This window comes from Halomonas sp. 7T (assembly GCF_025643255.1).
Lineage (GTDB): Bacteria > Pseudomonadota > Gammaproteobacteria > Pseudomonadales > Halomonadaceae > Vreelandella.
The window spans coordinates 1,686,693-1,708,472 of the sequence record NZ_CP087112.1; the positions used below are offsets into that span (position 1 = coordinate 1,686,693).

20 protein-coding genes are annotated in these 21,780 nt (G+C 53.9%); 12 read left to right on the forward strand and 8 right to left on the reverse strand.

Annotation, left to right across the window (positions count from 1 at the left end; all coding sequences use genetic code 11):
* Positions 1–16: 16 nt before the first annotated feature.
* The gene (locus LOS15_RS07835) at positions 17–1,414 is read left to right on the forward strand and encodes a bifunctional DedA family/phosphatase PAP2 family protein (RefSeq protein ID WP_263069376.1); all 1,398 of its coding nucleotides are present in this window, start codon (positions 17–19) and stop codon (positions 1,412–1,414) included.
* Here the strand turns inward: LOS15_RS07835 and LOS15_RS07840 are convergent.
* Genes LOS15_RS07840 through mpl form a run of 3 tightly spaced genes read right to left on the reverse strand, consistent with a single transcriptional unit; the run spans position 1,411 to position 4,096 of the window.
* Complete coding sequence (locus tag LOS15_RS07840) at positions 1,411–2,031, reverse strand: LysE family translocator (RefSeq protein ID WP_263069379.1); 621 nt, start codon at positions 2,029–2,031, stop codon at positions 1,411–1,413. The two genes, LOS15_RS07835 and LOS15_RS07840, sit on opposite strands and share 4 nt — an antisense overlap.
* Positions 2,032–2,036: 5 nt before the next feature.
* Entirely contained in the window at positions 2,037–2,714 is a 678-nt protein-coding gene (locus LOS15_RS07845) for a flavin prenyltransferase UbiX (RefSeq protein ID WP_263069380.1), read from the reverse strand.
* Between the two features lie 5 nt (positions 2,715–2,719).
* A complete protein-coding gene (mpl, locus tag LOS15_RS07850; RefSeq protein WP_263069381.1) occupies positions 2,720–4,096 on the reverse strand; it encodes a UDP-N-acetylmuramate:L-alanyl-gamma-D-glutamyl-meso-diaminopimelate ligase in 1,377 nt (458 codons plus the stop codon).
* A 223-nt stretch (positions 4,097–4,319) separates the two neighbouring features.
* Here mpl and LOS15_RS07855 point away from each other — a divergent pair, with 223 nt between their 5' ends.
* From LOS15_RS07855 to pepQ, 8 genes are all read left to right on the forward strand, one after another.
* Positions 4,320–4,706: a glutaredoxin family protein gene (locus LOS15_RS07855; RefSeq protein WP_263069382.1), complete on the forward strand. Its 387-nt coding sequence runs from the start codon at positions 4,320–4,322 to the stop codon at positions 4,704–4,706.
* Positions 4,707–4,980: 274 nt separating this feature from the next.
* On the forward strand, positions 4,981–6,561 hold the full coding sequence (locus tag LOS15_RS07860) for an ABC transporter substrate-binding protein (protein WP_263069383.1): 1,581 nt from the start codon (positions 4,981–4,983) through the stop codon (positions 6,559–6,561).
* 170 nt (positions 6,562–6,731) lie between these two features.
* Complete coding sequence (locus tag LOS15_RS07865) at positions 6,732–7,781, forward strand: ABC transporter permease (protein WP_263069385.1); 1,050 nt, start codon at positions 6,732–6,734, stop codon at positions 7,779–7,781.
* Positions 7,778–8,734 carry an ABC transporter permease gene (locus LOS15_RS07870; RefSeq protein ID WP_263069387.1) on the forward strand — a complete coding sequence of 319 codons (957 nt, stop codon included), beginning with the start codon at positions 7,778–7,780 and terminating at the stop codon, positions 8,732–8,734. Before LOS15_RS07865 ends, LOS15_RS07870 begins: the two co-directional genes overlap by 4 nt.
* A gap of 7 nt (positions 8,735–8,741) precedes the next feature.
* Positions 8,742–9,758, forward strand: a complete 1,017-nt coding sequence (locus tag LOS15_RS07875; RefSeq protein ID WP_263069389.1) for an ABC transporter ATP-binding protein — start codon at positions 8,742–8,744, stop codon at positions 9,756–9,758.
* Positions 9,755–10,816 (forward strand): ABC transporter ATP-binding protein, encoded by a 1,062-nt coding sequence (locus LOS15_RS07880; protein WP_263069390.1) that lies wholly within the window; start codon positions 9,755–9,757, stop codon positions 10,814–10,816. The genes LOS15_RS07875 and LOS15_RS07880 overlap by 4 nt, the downstream gene beginning before the upstream one ends.
* 49 nt (positions 10,817–10,865) lie before the next feature.
* The gene (locus tag LOS15_RS07885; RefSeq protein WP_263069392.1) at positions 10,866–11,777 is read left to right on the forward strand and encodes a LysR family transcriptional regulator; all 912 of its coding nucleotides are present in this window, start codon (positions 10,866–10,868) and stop codon (positions 11,775–11,777) included.
* Between the two features lie 14 nt (positions 11,778–11,791).
* Complete coding sequence (pepQ, locus tag LOS15_RS07890) at positions 11,792–13,096, forward strand: Xaa-Pro dipeptidase (RefSeq protein ID WP_263069393.1); 1,305 nt, start codon at positions 11,792–11,794, stop codon at positions 13,094–13,096.
* Between the two features lie 125 nt (positions 13,097–13,221).
* Here pepQ and LOS15_RS07895 read toward each other — a convergent pair whose 3' ends face one another.
* On the reverse strand, positions 13,222–13,830 hold the full coding sequence (locus tag LOS15_RS07895) for an OmpW/AlkL family protein (protein ID WP_263069395.1): 609 nt from the start codon (positions 13,828–13,830) through the stop codon (positions 13,222–13,224).
* Positions 13,831–14,609: 779 nt separating this feature from the next.
* Between LOS15_RS07895 and LOS15_RS07900 the strand changes: the two genes are divergently transcribed.
* Both LOS15_RS07900 and LOS15_RS07905 read left to right on the forward strand, forming a co-directional pair.
* Positions 14,610–15,464, forward strand: coding sequence for an AAA family ATPase (locus LOS15_RS07900; RefSeq protein ID WP_263069397.1), 855 nt, complete (start codon positions 14,610–14,612; stop codon positions 15,462–15,464).
* A 3-nt stretch (positions 15,465–15,467) separates the two neighbouring features.
* On the forward strand, positions 15,468–16,646 hold the full coding sequence (locus LOS15_RS07905; RefSeq protein ID WP_263069398.1) for a vWA domain-containing protein: 1,179 nt from the start codon (positions 15,468–15,470) through the stop codon (positions 16,644–16,646).
* A gap of 77 nt (positions 16,647–16,723) precedes the next feature.
* On the opposite strand, the gene LOS15_RS07910 is transcribed toward LOS15_RS07905, so the two are convergent.
* The 3 genes from LOS15_RS07910 to LOS15_RS07920 form a co-directional block, all read right to left on the reverse strand.
* Positions 16,724–17,254 (reverse strand): cytochrome b, encoded by a 531-nt coding sequence (locus tag LOS15_RS07910; RefSeq protein WP_263069400.1) that lies wholly within the window; start codon positions 17,252–17,254, stop codon positions 16,724–16,726.
* A 210-nt stretch (positions 17,255–17,464) separates the two neighbouring features.
* Positions 17,465–18,865, reverse strand: a complete 1,401-nt coding sequence (locus tag LOS15_RS07915; protein ID WP_263069402.1) for a xanthine/uracil/vitamin C permease — start codon at positions 18,863–18,865, stop codon at positions 17,465–17,467.
* Between the two features lie 320 nt (positions 18,866–19,185).
* Positions 19,186–19,743, reverse strand: coding sequence for a hypothetical protein (locus LOS15_RS07920; protein WP_263069404.1), 558 nt, complete (start codon positions 19,741–19,743; stop codon positions 19,186–19,188).
* Between the two features lie 175 nt (positions 19,744–19,918).
* On the opposite strand from LOS15_RS07920, the gene LOS15_RS07925 reads away from it, so the two are divergent.
* A complete protein-coding gene (locus LOS15_RS07925) occupies positions 19,919–20,323 on the forward strand; it encodes a RidA family protein (protein WP_263069406.1) in 405 nt (134 codons plus the stop codon).
* A gap of 9 nt (positions 20,324–20,332) precedes the next feature.
* On the opposite strand, the gene LOS15_RS07930 is transcribed toward LOS15_RS07925, so the two are convergent.
* Positions 20,333–21,778 carry a cobyric acid synthase gene (locus tag LOS15_RS07930; RefSeq protein ID WP_263069408.1) on the reverse strand — a complete coding sequence of 482 codons (1,446 nt, stop codon included), beginning with the start codon at positions 21,776–21,778 and terminating at the stop codon, positions 20,333–20,335.
* Positions 21,779–21,780: the final 2 nt, after the last annotated feature.

The window sequence follows — 21,780 nt, forward strand, 5'->3', positions numbered from 1 at the left end:
ATGTATGGAGCTCTCTGTGTCTCTGGCTGATTCACTCTTTGCGATTTCAATGTCGCCCACCATGTTGCTGGCACTGGTCTTTCTCATCGCACTGGTCGAATCTTTGGCGCTGGTAGGTTTGTTGGTACCTGGGGTGGTATTGATCACTGCTGCCGCTTCGGTCGCCGGGCACCAGTCCATTGGCTTGCCCTGGCTTGTCGGCGCTGCGTTCATTGGTGCCGTACTAGGCGATGGTATTAGCTATAAGCTGGGCTACCATCACCGTGAGCAGGTGACTCAGCGCTGGCCGCTGGTACATCATCCTGAATGGTTAGGTCGTGGTGCACGCTTCTTTGAACGCTACGGGATCTACTCGGTATTTATTGGCCGCTTTGTAGGGCCGGTTCGTCCTATCATTCCGTTAATTGCAGGTATGATGCGCATGCCTGCTCGCACGTTTTTGTGGGCCAATATTGCATCCGCAACGCTATGGGCGCCAGCTTATGTGTTGCCGGGCTATTTATTAGGCCGTACCTGGCAGCAGCGGCTTGACTTACCGCCTAATGTGGAAGCTGCCGCAATAATGATGGCCGCCAGCGTGGTGGTACTGGCAGTCATATTTTCATGGGGAAGAGCACAGGTGGGCCGCCACGGCTGGGCGTACTTGGCCATTGCAAAAATTATTCGCCGCATTCCTTTCATGCGCAGGCCATGGCTTTCGATGAGCCGATCCGGTGAGGTACCCCTCGCATCGCTCCTGCTGCTTGTAGTGGCGCTAGCCAGCGTTTCAGCCTGGACCTTACTGGTTATGCAGCATGACGGCCCCTTGCTCATGGACCTCCAGGCCCAGCGGCTTTTTAACTGGCTTAGTAATGATTTTTTGGTTACCTCAAGTAGCGTGCTAGCGGACATTGGCGATACGCTCGGCATTGCCGCCATCCTTACGCCCTGGGGGCTATGGCTTTTAGTGCACAAGCGCTGGGATGCCTTTTATCACTGGGGCGCCGCCGTCAGTGGCATTGCCCTGCTCAACACCCTAGGTAAGGCTATTTTTGGACGTGAACGGCCCTTTACCCCTGATCACCTTACCGGCTCTTTCGCATACCCCAGCGCTCATACTTCTACATCGGTAGTGGTAATCGGCCTTGCTGCCGCTTTCTTAGTGGCGGGATTACCACGTAGACAGCACGTTTGGGTGTATTGGTTAGCCATTATTCTGGCAACCGCGATGGCACTATCTCGCTTAATAATAGACGTACACTGGTTAAGTGATTTGATTGGGGGCGCGCTGCTTGGCCTAGTCGTATGCGCTCTGGTTCGGCTGAGCTGGCAGCGGCGTTACCGAGCGCCCTTGCCGCCCTGTCCATGGTTATTGCTCGGCAGCGCATCGCTCATGTTAGTCACTTTGCGCATCATCTACTTGCCAGCTTATTAACCCAGTGCTAACCAAGCGCCTACCCCCAACATCAGCGTCCCCGCAATGCGGTTAAGTAACCGCACATTGCCGCTTTTACCCAACACTTTTCGCAGCGTTTTCCCGCCTGTTGCGTAAACCAGCATGCTGGCAAACTCAATACTAAGAATCACTGCGATTAGCACACTCAACTGGGGCGCTAGGGGGCGGCTGCTATCTAAAAACGGTGGCAGCAACACCATAAAAAACGCCCAACCTTTAGGGTTTGCAACCGCGGTGACAAGCCCTTGCATGGCCAGCTGCCAGCGCCCTGCAGCGGGGCCCGCATCCAGTTCACTAGGAATCGCCATGCGCCCCCGAGAGCGCCACATCATAATCCCCAAATAGGCAAGATAGGCACCGCCCGCCCATTTAAAGGCAGTAAACAGCTCGGGCTGGCGAAGCATCAACGCTGCCACACCAGCCCCAGCAGCGGCTGCCACAAAGCCAACGCCGATTAACTCCCCCACCATCATCCAAAGCGTACGCTTAACGCCCTGGGTCATGCCCAGCACCATGGCAAGGGTCATACACATGCCTGGCGTAAGCGAAACAAATAAAAAGGTTGGCACAAACACAGACAACATGGCCCAGGACATCACCGTTACAAATCCTTATGTTGTGTATCGCTGGATGTCTGGTGCGCTTCTCCCCATCGCGGCATCAGACGGTGAGTAATACCCAGCTGGTTAAGTATTCGGGCAACAATAAAGTCGATAAGATCTTCAATGGTGTTTGGTTGATGATAAAAGCCAGGCGCGGCAGGCAGGATCACCACTCCCAGGCGGCTAAGCGCCAGCATATGCTCTAAGTGGATCGGAGAAAAAGGGCTTTCGCGTGGCACCATCACTAAGGTTCGGCGCTCTTTAATAGCGACATCGGCCGCACGCTCAATTAAGTTATTACTTGCACCGGTGGCCACAGCAGAGAGCGTCCCCGTAGAACAAGGGCACACCACCATTGCTGAAGGCGCTCCTGAACCTGATGCCACAGGCGCCATCCAGTCTTCACGACCGAAACAGCGGATTTGGCCGGGCTCGGCACCGCTGCGCTGGCTTAGCGCCTCAACTAAACGCGCCGGTTGCGCAGGTAACGAAATCTCTGTTTCCGTGGCGATCACCATGTGCGCCGCTTTAGAGATCATTACCCAGACTTCGTGACCCGCCTCTACCAGCACATCGATTAACCGTAAGCCATATTGTGCGCCGGAAGCACCGGTTAAAGCCACGGTCACCGGTGGCTTAAACGTAGAACTTGGAATATTGGAACTAATAGTTGCCACGCAACTTACTCCTTAGCGGCCAATGCAGTTAATAGACGTTCGTGGATACCCTCAAAGCCACCGTTCGACATGACCACAATACGGTCTTGCGGTGACGCTTGGGTGACAACGGCCTCGACCAGCGCCTTGATATCGCTAAACAGATGAGCGCGCTCCCCCTGATCCGCTACCAACGCATCCATAGACCAATCCAGGCCCTCAGGTTGAAACCAGAACACGGCATCCGCATCGGCAACGCTCTCCTTTAAACGCTCACGCAGGGCGCCTAAGCGCATCGTGTTGGAGCGAGGCTCAATGACGGCAAGCAAGCGGCCCCTGGTGGTGGCCGCACGTAGGCCTTGTAACGTGGCGGCGATAGCGGTTGGGTGATGGGCGAAATCATCGATAACCTGCACCCCGCCTACCTCACCGCGCACCTCTTGGCGGCGTCGTGGCGTCTGAAAACGTGATAGCGCCGCACAGGCTCGGGGTAAATCAACCCCGCAACGATGCGCCGCCGCTAGCGCTGCTAGCGCATTACGGGCGTTGTGCTCACCGGTTAACGACCACTCGACAACACCGTCCTCTTCTCCGTTAGCGCCACGGTAAAGCACCTGAAAGCGACTACCATCCGGCCGTTCCAAGCTTAGCTGCCACTCGCTGGTGGCTAAACAGCCAAAGCGCTCTACGGGTGACCAAGCCCCCATCGCTAGCACACGCTCTAACGCCGGTTGCTGGTCGGCCACAAGCAGTTGGCCTTTACCGGGTACCGTGCGCACCAGGTGGTGAAACTGGCGTTCAATAGCCGCTAGATCAGGAAAAATATCCGCATGATCAAATTCAAGGTTATTCAGCACCGCAATGGTGGGGCGGTAATGCACAAATTTTGAGCGCTTATCAAAAAAAGCCGTGTCGTACTCATCCGCCTCAACCACAAATGGCGCTTCGGGGCTGCCTAGCCGAGCGGACACACCAAAATTACGCGGCACACCGCCAATTAAAAACCCCGGGGTTTGGCCTGCACTCTCTAAAAGCCATGCCAATAGGCTTGCCGTGGTTGTTTTACCGTGGGTACCGGCCACCGCAATCACTTGCCGATTTGGCAGCACATAGTCGGCTAGCCATTGCGCCCCGGATGTGTAGCGCAGCTGACTATCCAGCAGCGCCTCTACCTCAGGATTCCCCCGGGAGAGGGCATTACCCACCACTACCATATCCATGGTCGCTGATAAATTTTCAGCCCGGTACCCTTCCATTAGCGTAATCCCTGCTTGTTCAAGCTGGGTGCTCATGGGCGGGTAAACATTGGCATCAGAACCGCTGACCTGGTGCCCCAGCTCTCGCGCGAGCAGCGCCAAGCTACCCATAAAGGTGCCACAAATACCGATAATATGGAGATGCATGGGGTAGTTCCTTATCTTTGCCGTATAAAGCCGATACAACATGTAGAAAATAGCTGCTGAGATTAGCACGCTAAGCCAAGCTGCTCATCCCATCATCATTGCGGCTTCACGTCACGGGGCTAGAAAGTGACAAATTCGGCGTATTGTTGCAGGATGCGCCCATCCATTTAATAAACCACTTAACCACATCGCCTAGCCACGGTGTTGGTCAGAGGAACTATCCATGCGCATTTTGATTCGTTACTTTTTTCGCGGCGTACGTCTTTTACTCGCACCGGTCATGCTGATCTCAGAAAAGCTGTCTACGCCAAAGTCGGTAGAACGCTCCCCAGAAGAGCAGGAGAAGGTGGATCAAGCATGCAAAAGCTTAGCGCTGTATCAATTTCGCACCTGCCCGTTTTGTATCAAAGTGCGTAAAGAAATTGCTCGACTGGGGCTAAATATTGAGACAAGAGATGCACAGTTAGATCCTGAGCATAAAAAAGACCTGCAAGAAGGCGGCGGCAAAGTGAAGGTTCCCTGCCTGAAAATCACCCATGAAGACGGTCGGCATGAATGGCTTTACGAGTCAGATGCTATTAATCGCTTATTACATCAGCGTTTTGGTTAAGAGCCACTTTAAGCAGGCCAGCCGGCCTGCTTACGCACCGCCCGCAACACCAACTTTCGTCTAATCACCCTGCGCCGCCCTGCCGCGTTTAGCCATCTCATGCGGCATATGAATGATACGTCTCATTATTTCGATTGTATGACGCAACGGGCACTCTCTATGTTAACTAAAGAGCTTACGAGCTGACCGTGTCTGTTTTACTGGTCACCTATGAATAATAACGTCGTGACCAATGCGTAAAACGAACAATAAACAATCATTCATAGGAACAATTATGACGTTCAAAAAAACGCTACTCGCTTCCGTTATTGGCGCCGCGGTTGCAGGCACTGCAATGTTACCCATGGCAGCCAGTGCTGAAACACTGCGTATTGGCTACTCCGCTGACCCGGAAACACTCGATTTACATGAGCAGCTTTCTGGCGGCGTACTGCGCTTCTCTCATCTGGCATTTGATCCACTGGTTCGCTGGACCAAGGATTTTGAGTTTGAGCCACGCTTAGCCACCGCGTGGGAGCAAGTGGACGAAACCACCATGCGCATGACGCTGCGTGAAGGCGTTACCTTCCACTCAGGTAATGAATTTACTGCCAAAGACGTGGTATGGACCATTGAGCGACTGAAAGAGAGCCCTGACTATCGCGCTATTTTTGAGCCGGTAGCCAGCGTTGAAGCGGTTGATGACTTCACCGTAGAAATCACCACCACTGCGCCCTACCCGCTGCTACTCAACTTGGCTACCTATATCTTCCCAAAAGATAGCGAGTTCTATACCGGCCAAACCGACGACGGAAACGACAAGTCAGAAATCGTCAAAGCGGGCAACTCCTTTGCCTCGCGCAATGTTTCCGGCACCGGCCCATTCATCGTCACCGACCGCCGCCAGGGCGTACGCGTAGACTTTGAGCGTTTCGAAGATTACTGGGATACCGAAACCGAAGGCAATGTTTCACGCATCACGCTAACGCCTATCGCTGAAAATGCCTCCCGCGTTGCGGCGCTTCTCTCTGGCGGCGTTGATTTTATTGATGCCGTACCGCCTAACGATTTAGACCGAGTTCGCGACGCCCAAGGTGCAAACCTTTATGAAATTCCCGGTACGCGCATCATCGGCTTCCAGCTCAATGAAGAGCGAGTTGAAGCCTTCCAAGACGCCCGCGTGCGCCAAGCGGTTGATTTAGCGATCAATCAAGAAGGTATTGCCGACCGCTTAATGCGCGGTTTCGCAACGCCTGCAGGCCAGTTCTCTCCTGAAGGCTACTCGGGCCACAATCCTGACCTGGTTCCGCGTTACGATCTGGAGCGTGCCCAGGAGCTTATGGCGGAAGCAGGCTACGAAGACGGCTTCAGCATTGAGATGATCGCGCCTAATAACCGCTACGTTAATGACGCGCAAATCGCCCAGGCCGTGGCTAACATGTTAGCGCGTATCAATATTGATGTTGACCTACGCACCATGCCATTAGCCCAATATTGGCCGGAATACGACACTCGTCAATCAGACATGGCAATGATTGGCTGGCACGCGGATACCGAAGATACCGCCAACTTCTTCCAATACCTCTCTTTCTGTTTCGATGAGGAAACCGGGGCTGGCCAGTACAACTACGGTGGCTACTGCAACGAAGAGATCGATGCGCTCGTCACTGAAGCCGATAGCGAAACCGATCTCGAAAAACGCAACGAAATGCTGCGTGAAGCGGAAGCCATGCTGTATGAAGATGTTGGCTACATCATGCTGCATTGGCAAAACCTAGCCTATGCCGCAGCAGACGGTGTCGACATTGAGCCGGTCGTTAACGCAACCGACTTCCCTTATCTGGGTGACTTGGTCATTAATCGCAGCGACGATTAAGCGCGACGCTTCTCTTAAGCGTTAACAGCTAATACATAAACCGCAAGGATGCTTCGCTCCCTAAACACGTTGGGGGCGAAGCCTTTTAGTTCGCGGTTTAAGGCTGAGAGAACGCTGCTTAACATGCCCCTACTCCCTTTGATGAACCCTTCACATAGGTGGCGTACGCCATGATTGCCTTTTTAATCAAGCGGCTGATGCACGCGATTTTGGTGATGTTTGTCATCAGCGTATTGGCCTTCGCCATCCAGGATAACCTGGGTGATCCCGTACAACAGATGGTTGGCCAGTCAGTGCCCGAAAGCGAGCGTGCAGAAATCCGCGAGCGCTTAGGTCTCAATGACCCCTTTCTGGTGCAGTACGCTCGTTTCGCTAAAAACGCCGTGCAAGGTGATTTTGGCTACTCGTACTTCTACCGCGAACCGGCGTTAGAAGTGATCGCCCGTCACTTACCAGCCACCTTAGAGCTGGTATTTGCCGCCACGCTGATTATTGTATTGTTTTCAGTCCCCATTGGGGTGTATAGCGCTATCAAGCCGCGCTCACCGATATCACGTCTATTTATGGGCATATCGATTATCGGTATTTCGATTCCGGTGTTCTTAACCGCGATCGTACTCATTCAAATTTTCGCCATCGGCGTCACCGTTACGCTGTTCCCCGAAAGTACCGGCTGGGGCGCATGGCTAAACGCCTTTTTCTCCACCGAAGGCAACATGCCGTCCTTCGGCCGTGGTTATGACCTCGTTAACGTCGTGGGCCACTGGGATACCAATTTAGCCACCTGGAACGGGTTACAGCACTTAGTATTACCGGCAGTCTCACTGGCCTCTATTATGCTACCGCTGTTTATCCGCTTGATCCGCGCCGAGATGATGGAAGTCCTTCAGTCGGAGTACGTTAAGTACGCCCGCGCTAAAGGGGTTTCAATGCGCCGCGTCTATTTTGTCCACGCCCTTAAAAACACCATGCTGCCAGTCATTACCGTCGGTGGCGTGCAGATAGGCACCATGGTGGCGTACACCATTTTGACCGAAACCGTTTTCCAATGGCCGGGTATGGGGTTGATGTTTTTGGATGCAATCAACCGCGCTGACATACCGCTGATTGTGACGTACCTGATGATCGTCGGCGTGATTTTTGTCGTCACCAACACCATCGTGGACCTCATCTACGGCATGGTAAACCCCACCGTTAAACTGACTGGGAAGCCCGCATGAGCACAACAACTAACGCCTCCCCCGCGAGCGCTCCTCCTAGCCGCTGGAAGCGCGCGCGCGACTCTTATATGTGGTATAGCTTCAAGCGCGACTACACCGCTCAGCTGTGTTTGGCCGTGTTTGTTTGTATGGTCATCGCCGCGTTTGCCTCACCACTACTAGCACCGACCGACCCTTACGATCTCGCGCAAATCGATATCATGTCATCGGAGCTGCCGCCTTTTTGGGTTGACGGCGCCGATGAGCGTTACGCGTTAGGTACTGATGCCCAAGGCCGTGATTTGTGGTCGATTGTGCTGTATGGCACCCGCGTTTCACTGCTGATTGGTTTCGGGGCCGTTATTCTGCAAGCCCTATTAGGCGTCACGTTTGGCCTGATGGCGGGCTATCTGGGCGGTCGCGTCGATACGATTTTGATGCGCCTGGCAGACATTCAGCTCTCTTTTTCGACGCTGATGGTCGCTATCGTGGTGGGCGCGTTGGTCAAAGCGACCATGGGCAGTGCCTTTTATAGTCAGTACGCGGTAATGATGCTGATCCTGATTATTGGCTTGGCCGAATGGCCCCAATATGCACGCACCGTGCGCGCCTCGGTGCTGGCAGAAAAGAACAAAGAGTACGTTGATGCCGCCCGCGTCATGGGGCTGCGTAGTAAACGGATCATGTTCCGCCACGTGCTGCCCAATACGATGTCACCGATATTCGTTATCTCTACGGTACAGATCGCCAACGCGATTATCTCTGAAGCGGCGCTATCGTTTCTCGGGCTGGGAATGCCAGAAACTCACCCCTCGCTTGGCTCTCTGATTAAGTCAGGCTTTGACTACATTCAGTCAGGCTCTTGGTGGATCACTCTGATCCCGGGTGCCGTTCTCGTGGTGCTGGTGCTGTCAATCAATCTGCTCGGCGATTGGCTGCGTGATGTCATGAACCCACGACTCTACAAAGGCTGAGGACACCATGGCACTACTTGAAGTCAACAATCTCGATGTACGCTTTGCACTACGTCAGGGTGACGTACACGCCCTACGCGATATCTGTTTCAGCCTTGAGCGCGGTGAGCGCCTGGGTATTGTCGGCGAGTCCGGCGCGGGCAAGTCGGTTGCCGCGTTTTCGCTGCTCAACTTAATTGCCAAGCCGGGCTTTATCGCTGGTGGCACGGTGACGTTTGACGGTCAGGTGCTTAACCACATGTCCGAACGCGGTCTGCGTAAAGTACGCGGCAATCGCATTTCGATGATTTTCCAAGACCCAATGATGACCCTGAACCCGGTGCTCTCCATTGGTGAACAAATGGTTGAGTGCTTAAAGGCACACCGGCGCATTTCTTCCAAAGAGGCTCGCGCCATCGCCTTGGACAAACTGCGTCAGGTGCAAATCCCCTCCCCCGATACGCGTCTGGATCAGTACCCTCATGAGCTTTCCGGCGGGATGCGCCAGCGCATTATTATCGCCATCGCGCTGTTGCTCGACCCAGACATTATCATTGCCGACGAGCCCACTACGGCGCTCGATGTGACTATTCAAGCGGAAATCATGGCGCTGCTGCTGGAACTCTGCGAGCAGCACAATGTAGGGCTTATTTTGATCACCCACGATCTGGGCGTCGTTAGCCAAGTAACGCAACGCATGCTGGTGATGTATGCGGGCCGGGTGATTGAACAAGGGCCCACCCGAGAGATTATTAATGACCCCCAGCACCCTTATACCCAGGGCTTAATCAACGCCCTGCCGCAAATGGCGACCCCGGGTGAAAAGCTCAATCAAATTCGTGGCAGCATGCCGTCACTCTCTAACCTGCCCAGCGGCTGCGCATTTCATCCGCGCTGCGATTTCATCAATCGCGCCGATGGGCAGCCTCGCCCCGCCTGCACTCAGCAAGTGCCTGAATTTGTCGAATCTGGCAATTGTCGCGTGGCCTGCCACATGGTGGCTGAAATGCTCGAAGATCGCCGCTTAAAGGAGGACAGCCAATGAGTGCGCAGGTAGAAACCCTTGGCGCAACGCCCACGCAAAACGAAGAAAGCAGCGAGTCATTGCTGCAAATTCGAGGGCTAAAGAAGCGCTTTTCGCTATCGGGCGATTTTTTAGACCAGCTGCGTTTTAAAGGCGGCAAACTGGTTCGCCACCAAGAATACGTGCATGCCATTAACGGCGTTAATTTAGACATCAAACGCGGTGAAGCACTTTGCGTAGTGGGTGAGTCCGGCTGTGGTAAATCAACGGTCGCGCGCACGGTGATGGGGCTGATTACACCTTCAGAAGGCGAGATACGCTACGATGGCCAGCGTATCGATAACCTGGGCTCGCGCCAGCTATTGCCCTATCGCAAACGCATGCAAATGATTTTCCAAAATCCTTATGCATCGCTGAACCCCCGCATGACGATACAGCAAACCCTGGAAGAACCTCTACGCCTTCACCACCCAGACTGGAGCCGTGAAAAAATCCTCAGTAAGGTTCAAGACGTTATGAGCTCAGTCGGCATTGATCCTGACTGGGGCAAGCGTTTTGGACACGAGTTTTCAGGTGGTCAGCGCCAGCGTATTGCCATCGCGCGGGCCTTGGCCGTTGACCCTGAATTTATCGTCGCGGATGAGCCTATATCCGCATTAGATGTCTCCATTCAGGCTCAGGTGCTCAACCTGTTAATGGATGCCCAGCGCGACCGCAATCTAACCTACCTATTCATTACCCATGATTTAGCCGTGGTGGAACATTTTGGCACCCGGGTAGCGGTAATGTACCTAGGAACGGTGTGCGAAGTAGCGACAACGGCGACGCTTTTTGCCAAACCTCGCCACCCCTATACCCAGGCACTGCTTTCCGCCATTCCGCGCTTGGAAGATGACCGGCCGCAGCACATCCGCTTAACCGGCGAGGTGCCTACCCCTGTCAACTTACCCAGTGGCTGCGTGTTCCATGGCCGCTGCCCCTACGCTAACGCCCGCTGCAAGCAGGAGATTCCCATGTTGCAGACGCAGGATGACGGCACTCGCGTCGCGTGCCACGCTGTGGAGGAAGGCCGCCTATGAAGGTGGCCTCCAATAACGCAACTCGCCTGAAAGCACTACGAGGTAAGGCATGGAACTTCGCTGGCTAGAAGACTTTATTGCCCTGGCCAGAACGCGACACTTCTCCCGCGCCGCCGACGAGCAACACGTGACACAGCCCACGTTCTCTCGGCGCATTAAGCTGCTGGAAGAGGAGATGGGCGTCACGCTGATTAATCGGCAAACGCTGCCGCTGTCACTCACCCCTGCGGGAGAAGAGTTTCTAACGCTATGCGAACAGGTGACTGACCGTGTTCGCCTAACACGCGACCGTGTGCGAGAGATCAGCGCGGGGCAGCAGCGGCGAATTATGGTGGCCGCGCCTCAAAGCCTACTGTCACACTTCTTACCTGAATGGTTAGCCAAAACAGGCTGGCAAGAGCGGATACAACCCTATCTACGTGCCACCGGATGGGTCGCTAGTGACTACTTTCAAGCACTTGCTAGAGCAGAGTGCGACTTGGCCATGTGTTACTGGCCTGTAGAGCGCTGCGATTTAGACCTGGACACCAGCGCATGTACCTATCAGGTCATAGGTCACGAGCGTTTGATTCCCGTTACTGGGTTAACTGGCCAAGGGGAGCCCTGCGCCCTTCTACCCGGCACGCGACAACAGCCAACGCCGTGGCTTGCCTACCCAAAACGCGGCCTGCTGGGCTCCGCTGTGAAAGCCCATCTTGCCCGCATGCCGCAAAGCACCTATTTAACGGCACAGAGTGAAAACCTCTATGCCGCAGGCATTAAAGAGCTCGTCCTGCTTGGATACGGCATGAGCTGGCTACCAGAACGTAATATTGCCGCCGAGCTAGCACAAGGCACCTTGGTAAGAGCTGGGGATAGCCGCTGGGATGTGCCCATGGAGCTGCGTTTATATCGCTACCAAGGCCAGCATCATGCCGAACTGGACAGGCTATGGAGTGAACTCACTTCACCACGACATTGAAAGGACACCATGTAATGTCAACCACTCTTTTTAAGTTACAGCAAGACCACTTAGCACATTTGCAGCGCGCCTATAGCGATATTTTGATAGCACAAGGGATCGACAGTCTGGCTATTTACAGCGGCCATGCCAACGCCCATTTCGCCGATGACCAAACGCCCACCTTTCAAGCCTATGGCCACTTTCTGCACTGGGTAGGGCTTGCCAATGTGCAGCATAGCTGGCTGGTCATACAACCCGGACAGCGTCCGCAGCTTTATCTATATTCCCCGGCTGACTTTTGGCATTTACCCACCAGCCTCCCTGAAGAGCCCTGGGTAGCCGAGCTTGATATCCATCTATGCAACGACAAAATCACGCCGCCACTCATCGGCCGTGCTGCGGTGATCGGCGATGTCAAACACCTAGAAACCAACACACAACAAAGCATCCATGCAGAGTATCAGCCCAGCGAACTCATTCACGCGCTGGACGAGCTACGGCTGTTCAAAACGCCCTATGAGGTTGCTTGCCTGCGTGAGGCAAACCGTTTAACGATCGCCGGACACCAAGCCGCTCAAGCGGCGTTTGTCGGCGCTTCTGGGGAGCTGGATATTCAGCTGGCTTATCTCGGCGCCAGTCGTCAACGTGAATCCGACGTGCCGTATCAAAATATTATTGGCCTCAATAGCCACGCGGGTGTGCTGCACTACCAGCACTATGACCTGCATACCCCCAAGCAGCGTCATAGCCTGTTGGTAGACGCAGGTCGCCGCTTTCGTGGCTACTGTGCAGATATCACCAGAACCCACGCCGGCCCTGATGCACCCAGCATTTTTGGCGAGTTAATTACCGCCATGCACGGCCTTAAAGATGTGCTTATTGAGCATATTGCACCTGGCGTTGAGTTTGTGGCTCTACATGAGCAAATGCACCAGCGTCTAGGCGAGATATTAATCGCCCACGACCTCTTCAAAGGCAGCGTAGAAGAAGCGGTGAATGAAGGGGTCACGCGTGCTTTTTGCCCCCACGGGCTGGGGCACTCGTTAGGGCTTCAAGTACACGATGTAGCAGGTCTGCGCCACTCCGACGGAACACCCGCTCCCGCCCCTGAGCTTCATCCGGCACTTCGGCTCACCCGAACGCTGCGCACAGGAATGGTAGTGACCATTGAACCCGGGCTCTACTTTATCCCGATGCTGCTAGCACCGCTGCGTAACACATCACTACCGGTTAATTGGGAACTGGTGGATGCCTTAACGCCTTGCGGCGGTATTCGCATTGAAGACAACGTGCTGGTGACCGAAAGCGGCTACGATAACCTGACGCCAGCGCAGTAATTTTCCAAAAAAAGCGCCCGGCTGGTACCGGGCGCTTTTAGCAAGTTGCTGTCACCATAGGTGCCTAAACAGCTTTTGGTTATTGGCTGTATAAACACTAGATGTATAAACACTTGGCCTACTGATTAGAAACGATAAGTCACGCCGCCACCCACGGTGACCGGATCAATCTTTGCTTTACCAATGGTATCGCCATTGGCATCAATATCCGCACTCACGTCTGCATAGTTGATAAAGCCATTGAGCATCATGTTGCGTGTGACAGCCAGGTCAATGCCTGCCTGTCCTACCAGTCCGTAGCTTTCATCAATGCTCAGGCCAGCGGGCTCCCCCGAGAAGCGAGTGTAATTTACACCGGCCCCCACGTAGGGCTGAACGTTAGCGTTCAGGCCACCCATCGGGTAGTAGTTAATGAGCAAGTTAACAGGCAAACGGTCGACGCTGCCAACATCGCCCCCAGGTGTAACGTTTAAATCATGCTCGAATTTTTCTGAGCTGTTTAGCTCCATTCCCACCTTGTCAGAAAATAGATAGCCAGCACCAAAGGTTAAGCCACGAGCGCTTTGCACATTCAGTGATGCATCACCTACGTTACCGTTACCCGAGCCGGTATCCGTTTGGGCCACACCAATGCGAGCGAAAGCATGGCCAGCTTCATAGGCAAACGCTGTTTGTCCCGCCATTAAGGCACCCGCTGAAATAACGGCAGCAGAAATGAGTGTCATGTTGCGCATTAGGTCAATCCTCTTGCATTCAACTCAGGGGGATGCCGGGAGGCCGGCTTCTGCTTATCTATTACTGATACTAGCTAGTTATACAATATATACTAGATTTCAGCGCTTAAAAATCCTTGTGCAACTTTAATATAAGTTTTTTTTTTCGCAACACTGCGCTCTAAGCGGTAACTCAGAGATAACAGGCAAAAAAAAAGTCCCCCGAAGGGGACTAGGTGGAGCACGCCAGCTCACTCGATGTATCGCAAAACGGACAATTGCCGTAGCGACTTGGCAAAGAAGGGAGAGGGTTGTCTCAAGTACTTTTAACGATCCCTCTATTCATTTGCCTCTCACCTAACATATTGCGAGCTGCGTGCCATTTTTTTAATAAACATTAATAAACAATAACTTAAAAAAACACCATTCGTGTTTCAATGATTTTTAACGCACTGCAACAAAAAAAATGCACCAGCACGACACATTTTGAGGTGCCTCTGCCTCACAATGCGTCAAGTGGCGTGATTAATGTGAGCAGCAACGACCGCTTTTCAAACCAATCACCCAGTTTGTCTTTAGACACCATCGGCAATAGTACCCGCGAGCTAGGTGTTTCGCGCCCCACGGTATATCGGCAAATGCAGCGCCAGAGGATTGTGCCCCCCAACTGGCAGGGCTAGTTTCTGTGCCTTTAAGAGGCAGTGGCCCTATCCACTCGTTGGCCTTGAGGTTTACCCTCACGTACACTTGTTTGAATCTATTTTTAAACAACGCGTTTCGACAAGCCGAGGCACTTCCCCATGGCGTTTGATTCAACCTCTTCTTACATCGCAACGGATGCACTCAAACAGGCGGTCAATGCCGCCGTTGTGCTGCAGCGTCCACTACTTATCAAGGGTGAGCCCGGTACCGGTAAAACCCTGCTGGCTGAGGAGCTTGCGGAGTCGTTAGGCACTCAGCTGATTACCTGGCACATCAAGTCCAGCACCAAAGCCGCCCAGGGGCTGTATGAGTACGATGCGGTGAGCCGCCTGCGCGACTCTCAGCTGGGCGTTGAAGGGGTGGAAAATGTCGGTAACTACATCAAGCCCGGCAAGCTGTGGGAAGCGTTTACCGCAGGCGAGCGTGTCGTACTGCTGATCGATGAGATCGACAAAGCCGATATCGAATTCCCTAACGACCTGCTCCAAGAGCTGGACCGTATGGAGTTCCACGTTTACGAAACCGGCGAAACCATTCGTGCGGAACAGCGCCCGATTATCGTGATCACCTCCAATAACGAAAAAGAGCTGCCGGATGCCTTCCTACGCCGCTGCTTTTTCCACTACATCGAATTTCCCGACCGCGACACCATGCAGGCCATTGTGGATGTCCACTTCCCCGATATAGCACCACGAATGGTCAGCGAAGCGTTAAACGTATTTTTCGATCTGCGTAATGTTCCAGGGCTCAAGAAAAAACCCTCTACCTCAGAGCTGGTGGATTGGCTCAAGCTGTTAATGGCCGACGAGCTAGCCCAGGAAGAGCTGTATAACCGCGACCCGTCAAAAGCCCTACCTCCCATGGCGGGCGCGCTGGTTAAAAACGAGCAGGACACCCACCTGCTAGAGCGCCTGGCGTTTATGATGCGCCGCCAGAAAAACAGCGGGCGCTAAGCCATGTTTATTGGTCTGTTTGATGCCCTCAAACGCGCGGGTGTGCCCGTCTCACTGCGCGAGCTATTGGATCTTCACGCCGTGGTCGAGCGCGGCGTGGTGTTTGCCGATATGGAGGCGTTTTATCAGGTGGCTCGCACGGTCATGGTCAAAGATGAACGCTACTTTGACCGCTTTGACCGTGCCTTTGCCGCCTGGTTTAAAGGCCTGGAAGACATGAATTCAGCCATTGAAGCGTTGATACCTGATGAGTGGCTGCGCCGGGAGTTTGAAAAACAGCTGACCGACGAAGAGAAAGCCAAGATCGAGTCCCTGGGTGGCTTAGAAGAACTCATCGAGACGTTTAAAAAACGCCTGGAAGAGCAAAAAGAGCGCCACGCGGGCGGCAACAAATGGATTGGCACCGGCGGCACCAGCCCCTTTGGGGCGTATGGCTACAACCCTGAGGGCATTCGCATTGGTCAGGATGGCTCGCGCCACCGCCGTGCCACCAAGGTGTGGGACGAACGGCGCTTTCGGGATTACGACGACTCGCTGGAACTCGGCACCCGCAATATCAAAATGGCCCTGCGGCGGCTGCGCAAATTCGCTCGCCAAGGGGCGTTAGAAGAGTTTGACGTGGACAGCACCATCCGCGAAACCGCCAAAGATGGTGGGCTACTCAACGTGCAGATGCGCCCGGAGCGCCATAACGCCGTTAAAGTGCTGCTGTTTTTAGATGTGGGCGGCTCCATGGATGACCATATTCGCGTGTGTGAAGAGCTTTTCTCGGCGGCCCGCTCAGAGTTCAAACACCTGGAGCACTACTACTTTCATAACTGCTTATACGAAGGCGTTTGGCGCAATAACCAGCGCCGGGGCAACGAGCGTATTCCCACTATGGATGTGCTGCACACCTACGGCGCGGATTACCAAGTCGTGATTGTGGGCGATGCCGCCATGTCACCCTACGAAATAACGCACCGTGGCGGTAGTGTGGAGCACTTTAACGACGAAGCGGGTGGCGTATGGCTTAAGCGCCTGACCGATACGTTTCCGCGACTAGCGTGGCTTAACCCTATGCCACCGCGCGCCTGGGAGTATACGTACTCTACCCAGCTGATCCGCGAAATCATCGAAGACCGCATGTACCCAATGACGATGGAAGGCCTAGAAACCGCCATGCGCCAGTTGGCCAAGTAGATAGAGAAGGCAAAAAAAATGCGCCCCGCTTCATAGCGGGGCGCGCTTTACATACGCTGAATGGCCACGCTAGCCAGTTACACCATTCGCTTTAGCACATCGTGATTGGTTAGTCTGCGGTGCAACACTGCTATCACGATATGGCCGACGATCAGCGCCAACATCGCCCAGCCTAGCTCGCCGTGTAGCAAGCTGCCAAGGTCTGTCATCCAGGCAATTTTTTCACCCTCAAAGCCCGGCATTAGGTTAACCCCCAACACATCCAGCGAACGGCCTGAACCGTATTGGCGGATGAGTGCAATGGTGGGTACCGCTATCATCAAACTATACAGTGCCAAATGACCCAGTTTAGCCATCACGCTCACCGACGGCGGACGCCGCGATACGTTTGCCAGCGCCCAAACAGCTCGAAGAACAACCAGCACCAGGAGCACAACGCCCAGTTGGCTGTGAGTACCCCATAAAAAAGACTCAAGCGCGGTGTCTTCAAAGAAAACGCGCGCCGCTGCACTGCTAAATTGCCATACAAACAGCAGCGCCATCGCCCAGTGTAACGCCCTGCTCACCACACCATAGCGGGAGTCGGTATCCCTAATCGCTAGCGCCATGCGCTTCATCCTCTTCAGCAACCGTTAATACGCATGCATTTTACCGGGCTAAACAAACAACATCGTGACAACAATGCGCATTTTTGTTGCTTAAAATGGAACACCTCGTTGCAGCGAAAAGTTGCAAAGAAAACCGGCTAGTTTTGCAACCAGCCGGCGTTGAAACAGCATCTTTTAGACCGGTTTCTTCTAAACCAGTGTTTTGCTTCACTAGCTCACCGGCTTTTCCTCTGCTTCTACGGGCATATCCTCTTCTACGTGGATAGGCTCATCGGCTTCATCTTCCGCATGGCTGCGCGAACGATGCTCAATCATAAAATAAAGAATGACCCCAATACCTAAGCCCCATGCAGCGCCGTGCGTGGCCAACACCACCCCCATAATGCCAGCGACCCCCATGGCCGTTGCGTTTTTGATCTGCTCTACCGCCACCGCGATACACAGGTAGCCGGTAATCAGTAGGGTAATCGACAGCGCAATAGGCAATACCGGACGAAATAGCGTTACCAGCGGCAGTAAGAACAGCGCCAAAAAGCCGACTATCCAGAACACCGATGCGCCGGAGTAAATAGTATCCATAGCACCGCGACCATACCGGTAGCGTTCAGCAATGGTGGCCATCGCACCGGTAAAAAGCGGCCCTGCTAAGCCCGGGTAAGGCGCAAATAGAGAGTGCATTAGGTTGCGCAAGCCGGTAATCAGGTGAACACGATCAACGTTGACCTCGATTTTTTCATCGGGGCGCAAATGATCCACACGCTTAATCAGACTCTGCCCGACAATGATGTCACCAAAGGCAATAATGTAAGCGATAATCGCGGTGGGAATGGCCGCAACTAACAGGTCAATACCCGGCGCACCAATGGTAAACGGCAAGTAGGCCCAAATACCGCCAAAGTCAGGAATGGCAATGCCCCACTCCACCTTAGGCATGGGGTACTCCGCTACCCCCCAGCCAATGGCCATGGTGATTAACATACCCGGCACCATGCCATAGGCAGCGATATTACGCGCCCAGCGGAATTTTTCCGTCAGGTCACGAAACGAGAGCGAAAAGAGGACATAGAGCGTTAACAAGCCGCCAATGCCTAGCGAGATGGGCGTTTCATATAGCCGGCCGCCCACGCTGATTTCGCCACTAATTGCCGCGATACCTGCGCCGAGCAAAATGCCCGCTTTAATGGAGTCCGGCACGCTGTTAACCAGTTTCGTACCTAAGCGCGTCACGGCCATGAACAAGAAAATCGCCGTGACCATCAGCTGCAGCGCCACCATCGCACGGATGGCGTCTGGCCCCGGCTCAAACTGGCCTATAAAAAGTAGCACCACGGGAATAGCCGGGGTAATCCACCCGGCGACAAAAGGCACCCCAAGCAAGGGAGGCAGAATAAAACCGATACCACACACCACGACATACGCGAGCGCTACTTCATAGGGAAGCCCTAAGTACTGCTCTAACAGCGGAATCATCCCCAGCCCGATAACAAACATGACCAGCGCTTGAATGGTCTCGGGTATTTCCCAACGGAAATGGATAAAAGGCAAGCGAACTTTGAAGGGGCCTACGGGCCAGTAGGGATGTTCTTCCCCATATTTACGTTTGAGCAGCACAGCGTTTCCTCACGGTGTCTGGTTATTCATTATTAATATCCTTGAGTATTGTTGTTGTTAGTGAAGTGCTTTTTACTCAGCTATTAATCAAGATAACATTCGACCTTTCGTGCATGGCTTTGCCAAACAACGTCTAACCGTGAAGCAATCACAAAAGCATAACCGCTTAATAAGCAGCAAATACCCCTAAAATCGGCTAAAACTTGTTAAGATAACGCTTATTGGCAAACAACAGCTCACAGCAAAACGACGTTAACGTAAACGTTATCTTTTAGTCTTATAGAGAAAAAGCCGCCTGGCTTATCGCGGCGGCCTTAGGCTCAAAGCGTACTAGGGACGTTATTCAAACCCAGCAAAAATGCTTCCTTAGCCTCAGAAAACGCGCTGGGATCATGCTTAAATCGGCGCAAAATGAGCGTCTCGTCCAACACCAACGTGGGCGCTAACTCATCGATGCGTTTAGCAGGGTGGCGTGCGCCTAAACCGATCCGTTTACCTTCTCCATCAAACCAGCGCTTAATACCGCACTGCTGGTAAAACGCTTCCTCTTGAGCATTATCCACCTCGACACGCAGCGGCGCTTTTAAGCTAAGCTCACTGATTAAGCGCGCTTTAGCGCCCTGTTTAAATTCACATGCGTGGGTAACGGTCATACCCTGGCCTGTCTCGTCCAGCACCAGCAGCGCCAACGCCAGGGGCTTGCCCGAACCGTCCACCCCCGCCAAAAGGCGTGCGCCTTCTTGGGCAAACAGTACGTTTTTAGTACCGGTAAAGACCACTAGCGGTGTTAGGCCTGCCTGTTGGCCATACACTTCTGCACACAACTTAGCCAAACACGCATCGCGCGGCTTACTCTGACTTACATGGACTACCTTCATTACGCTCTCTCTTTGCGCTTGAACGTGACGCCAAAACGACTCTGGCGCGTTTTAAAAGCTCGCCAGCCTAGAGCAAAGCCATCGCAATCACCACCCTATTAATAAAAGGGAACCACATTCAACAACCATAGTCGCATGGGAGGCGAAACGGCTATTTTGTCGTTAAGGAGAACGAATGCCACAGTTTAATAACGATCCCACGCTTCCCAAGCCCAGCTTTCCGGGCAGCCATATGGTCATTGATGACCACTATGTGTTTATTTCAGGCCTTACCGTTGCCGACATTTCTAATGGTCAAGCGACACTTGGCAACGTTAAAGAGGAAACACAGCTAGTAATGCACAAGCTTGAGCGCATGCTAGAGCAAGAGGGTGGCAGCTTAGCGGATGTGGTGAGAGTCGATATACATTTAGCAGATTTAAAACAGATCAGCGCGCTGGACAGTGTCTATGCGGAGTTTTTCGAACCAGGCCGTTATCCGGCCCGCACCTGCACGGAATCACCCCACCTTTGCGGCGGTAGCTCGGTGGAAATCACGCTGATGGCGCAGCGCCCTAAGAAAGACACCGCAGCGGAATAATCCTTGTTATCACTTTAATAACCCCAACACCGCGTCAATATCCAGATGCTCTTCTAGCGTATCGGCCAAGCGCTCCAGGGCCTGTTCGCGGTGAGTGTTGTAATCGACGCGCCCTGCTTCGGCTAACCCAAGCTTGGTAAGCAGCGCTTGGCAGACTTCTGGGTGGTCAAACAGGCCGTGCAGGTAAGTGCCGATTACTTGGCCATCCTCACTGACGGCACCATCTAGATGGGTGCCTAAATCAAATAGCGGCCTGCTCAGTGCCGGGCCTTCACTAACGCCGTTGTGAATCTCGTACCCTTCCACCTTTGCTGTTCCCCCCACCAGCACGCCGCCCACGTTGCGAAGCTGCTTGCCGGGCACCATACGCGTGGTCAGCGGTAAAAGCCCCAACCCGGTGACTCTTCCAGGCTTGCCTTCCAGCCCATCGGGGTCATCCACCCACTCTCCTAGCATTTGAAAGCCGCCGCAAATGCCCAGCACTTTGCCGCCGTAGCGCAGGTGGCGCGTCATTGCCGCGTCCCAGCCTTGGCGCTTTAGCCAGGCTAAATCGCTGGCGGTGCTTTTACTGCCGGGAAGCACGATCACATCGGCGGGGGGAATGGGTTGGTCCGGCCCGATAAAGCTGAGCGATACCTGTGGATGCAGACGCAGCGGATCGAAATCCGTGTGGTTGCTGATGCGCGGCAGCGCAGGCACGATGACGTTGAGCGTTTGGCGCTCTTTTTCAGCCTGGACGGTGCCGATGCTGTCTTCGGCATCTAGCAGCAAGCCTTGAAGATACGGCAGCGTACCCAGCACGGGCTTTTGGGTACGCGCTTCTAACCACTCAAGCCCTGGCTCCAGCAGCGCAATATCGCCCCGAAAACGGTTGATAATAAAGCCTTTGGTACGTGCCTGTTCACTGTCACTCAAGAGCGCCAGCGTGCCGACCAGCTGGGCAAACACGCCGCCACGGTCAATATCGCCCACCAGCAGTACCGGGCAGTCGGCGGCCTCCGCAAAGCCCATATTGGCAATATCGCCTTTGCGCAGATTAATTTCCGCTGGGCTACCTGCACCTTCGGCAATGATCACATCGAAGCGGCTTTCCAGCGCTTGCCACGCCGCCATCACGCTCTCTTGGGCAGTGCGTTTGAAGGCGTGATAGTCCAACGCGTCCATATGCCCATACACCTTGCCGCGCAGAATCACCTGAGCGCCCCGGTCAGTTTCCGGTTTTAGCAGTACCGGGTTCATATCACTGTGAGGAGCGACACCCGCTGCCTGGGCCTGTAGCGCGGTGGAACGACCAATTTCACCGTCATCGCTGGTCACCGCACTGTTCAGCGCCATATTTTGCGGCTTAAACGGGGTTACAGAGATGCCACGGCGTTTGAGCACACGGCAAAGCCCCGCTACCACGGTGCTTTTTCCTGCATCTGAGGTGGTGCCTTGAATCATCAGTGTGGTCATAG

Bases quoted from the DNA above. Each gene is read 5' to 3' on its own strand.
- LOS15_RS07840 (WP_263069379.1), bottom strand. From the start codon at position 2,031: ATGTCCTGGGCCATGTTGTCTGTGTTTGTGCCAACCTTTTTATTTGTT.
- mpl (WP_263069381.1), bottom strand. From the start codon at position 4,096: ATGCATCTCCATATTATCGGTATTTGTGGCACCTTTATGGGTAGCTTG.
- LOS15_RS07855 (WP_263069382.1), top strand. From the start codon at position 4,320: ATGCGCATTTTGATTCGTTACTTTTTTCGCGGCGTACGTCTTTTACTC.
- LOS15_RS07860 (WP_263069383.1), top strand. From the start codon at position 4,981: ATGACGTTCAAAAAAACGCTACTCGCTTCCGTTATTGGCGCCGCGGTT.
- LOS15_RS07865 (WP_263069385.1), top strand. From the start codon at position 6,732: ATGATTGCCTTTTTAATCAAGCGGCTGATGCACGCGATTTTGGTGATG.
- LOS15_RS07870 (WP_263069387.1), top strand. From the start codon at position 7,778: ATGAGCACAACAACTAACGCCTCCCCCGCGAGCGCTCCTCCTAGCCGC.
- LOS15_RS07875 (WP_263069389.1), top strand. From the start codon at position 8,742: ATGGCACTACTTGAAGTCAACAATCTCGATGTACGCTTTGCACTACGT.
- LOS15_RS07880 (WP_263069390.1), top strand. From the start codon at position 9,755: ATGAGTGCGCAGGTAGAAACCCTTGGCGCAACGCCCACGCAAAACGAA.
- LOS15_RS07885 (WP_263069392.1), top strand. From the start codon at position 10,866: ATGGAACTTCGCTGGCTAGAAGACTTTATTGCCCTGGCCAGAACGCGA.
- pepQ (WP_263069393.1), top strand. From the start codon at position 11,792: ATGTCAACCACTCTTTTTAAGTTACAGCAAGACCACTTAGCACATTTG.
- LOS15_RS07895 (WP_263069395.1), bottom strand. From the start codon at position 13,830: ATGCGCAACATGACACTCATTTCTGCTGCCGTTATTTCAGCGGGTGCC.
- LOS15_RS07900 (WP_263069397.1), top strand. From the start codon at position 14,610: ATGGCGTTTGATTCAACCTCTTCTTACATCGCAACGGATGCACTCAAA.
- LOS15_RS07905 (WP_263069398.1), top strand. From the start codon at position 15,468: ATGTTTATTGGTCTGTTTGATGCCCTCAAACGCGCGGGTGTGCCCGTC.
- LOS15_RS07910 (WP_263069400.1), bottom strand. From the start codon at position 17,254: ATGGCGCTAGCGATTAGGGATACCGACTCCCGCTATGGTGTGGTGAGC.
- LOS15_RS07920 (WP_263069404.1), bottom strand. From the start codon at position 19,743: ATGAAGGTAGTCCATGTAAGTCAGAGTAAGCCGCGCGATGCGTGTTTG.
- LOS15_RS07925 (WP_263069406.1), top strand. From the start codon at position 19,919: ATGCCACAGTTTAATAACGATCCCACGCTTCCCAAGCCCAGCTTTCCG.
- LOS15_RS07930 (WP_263069408.1), bottom strand. From the start codon at position 21,778: ATGACCACACTGATGATTCAAGGCACCACCTCAGATGCAGGAAAAAGC.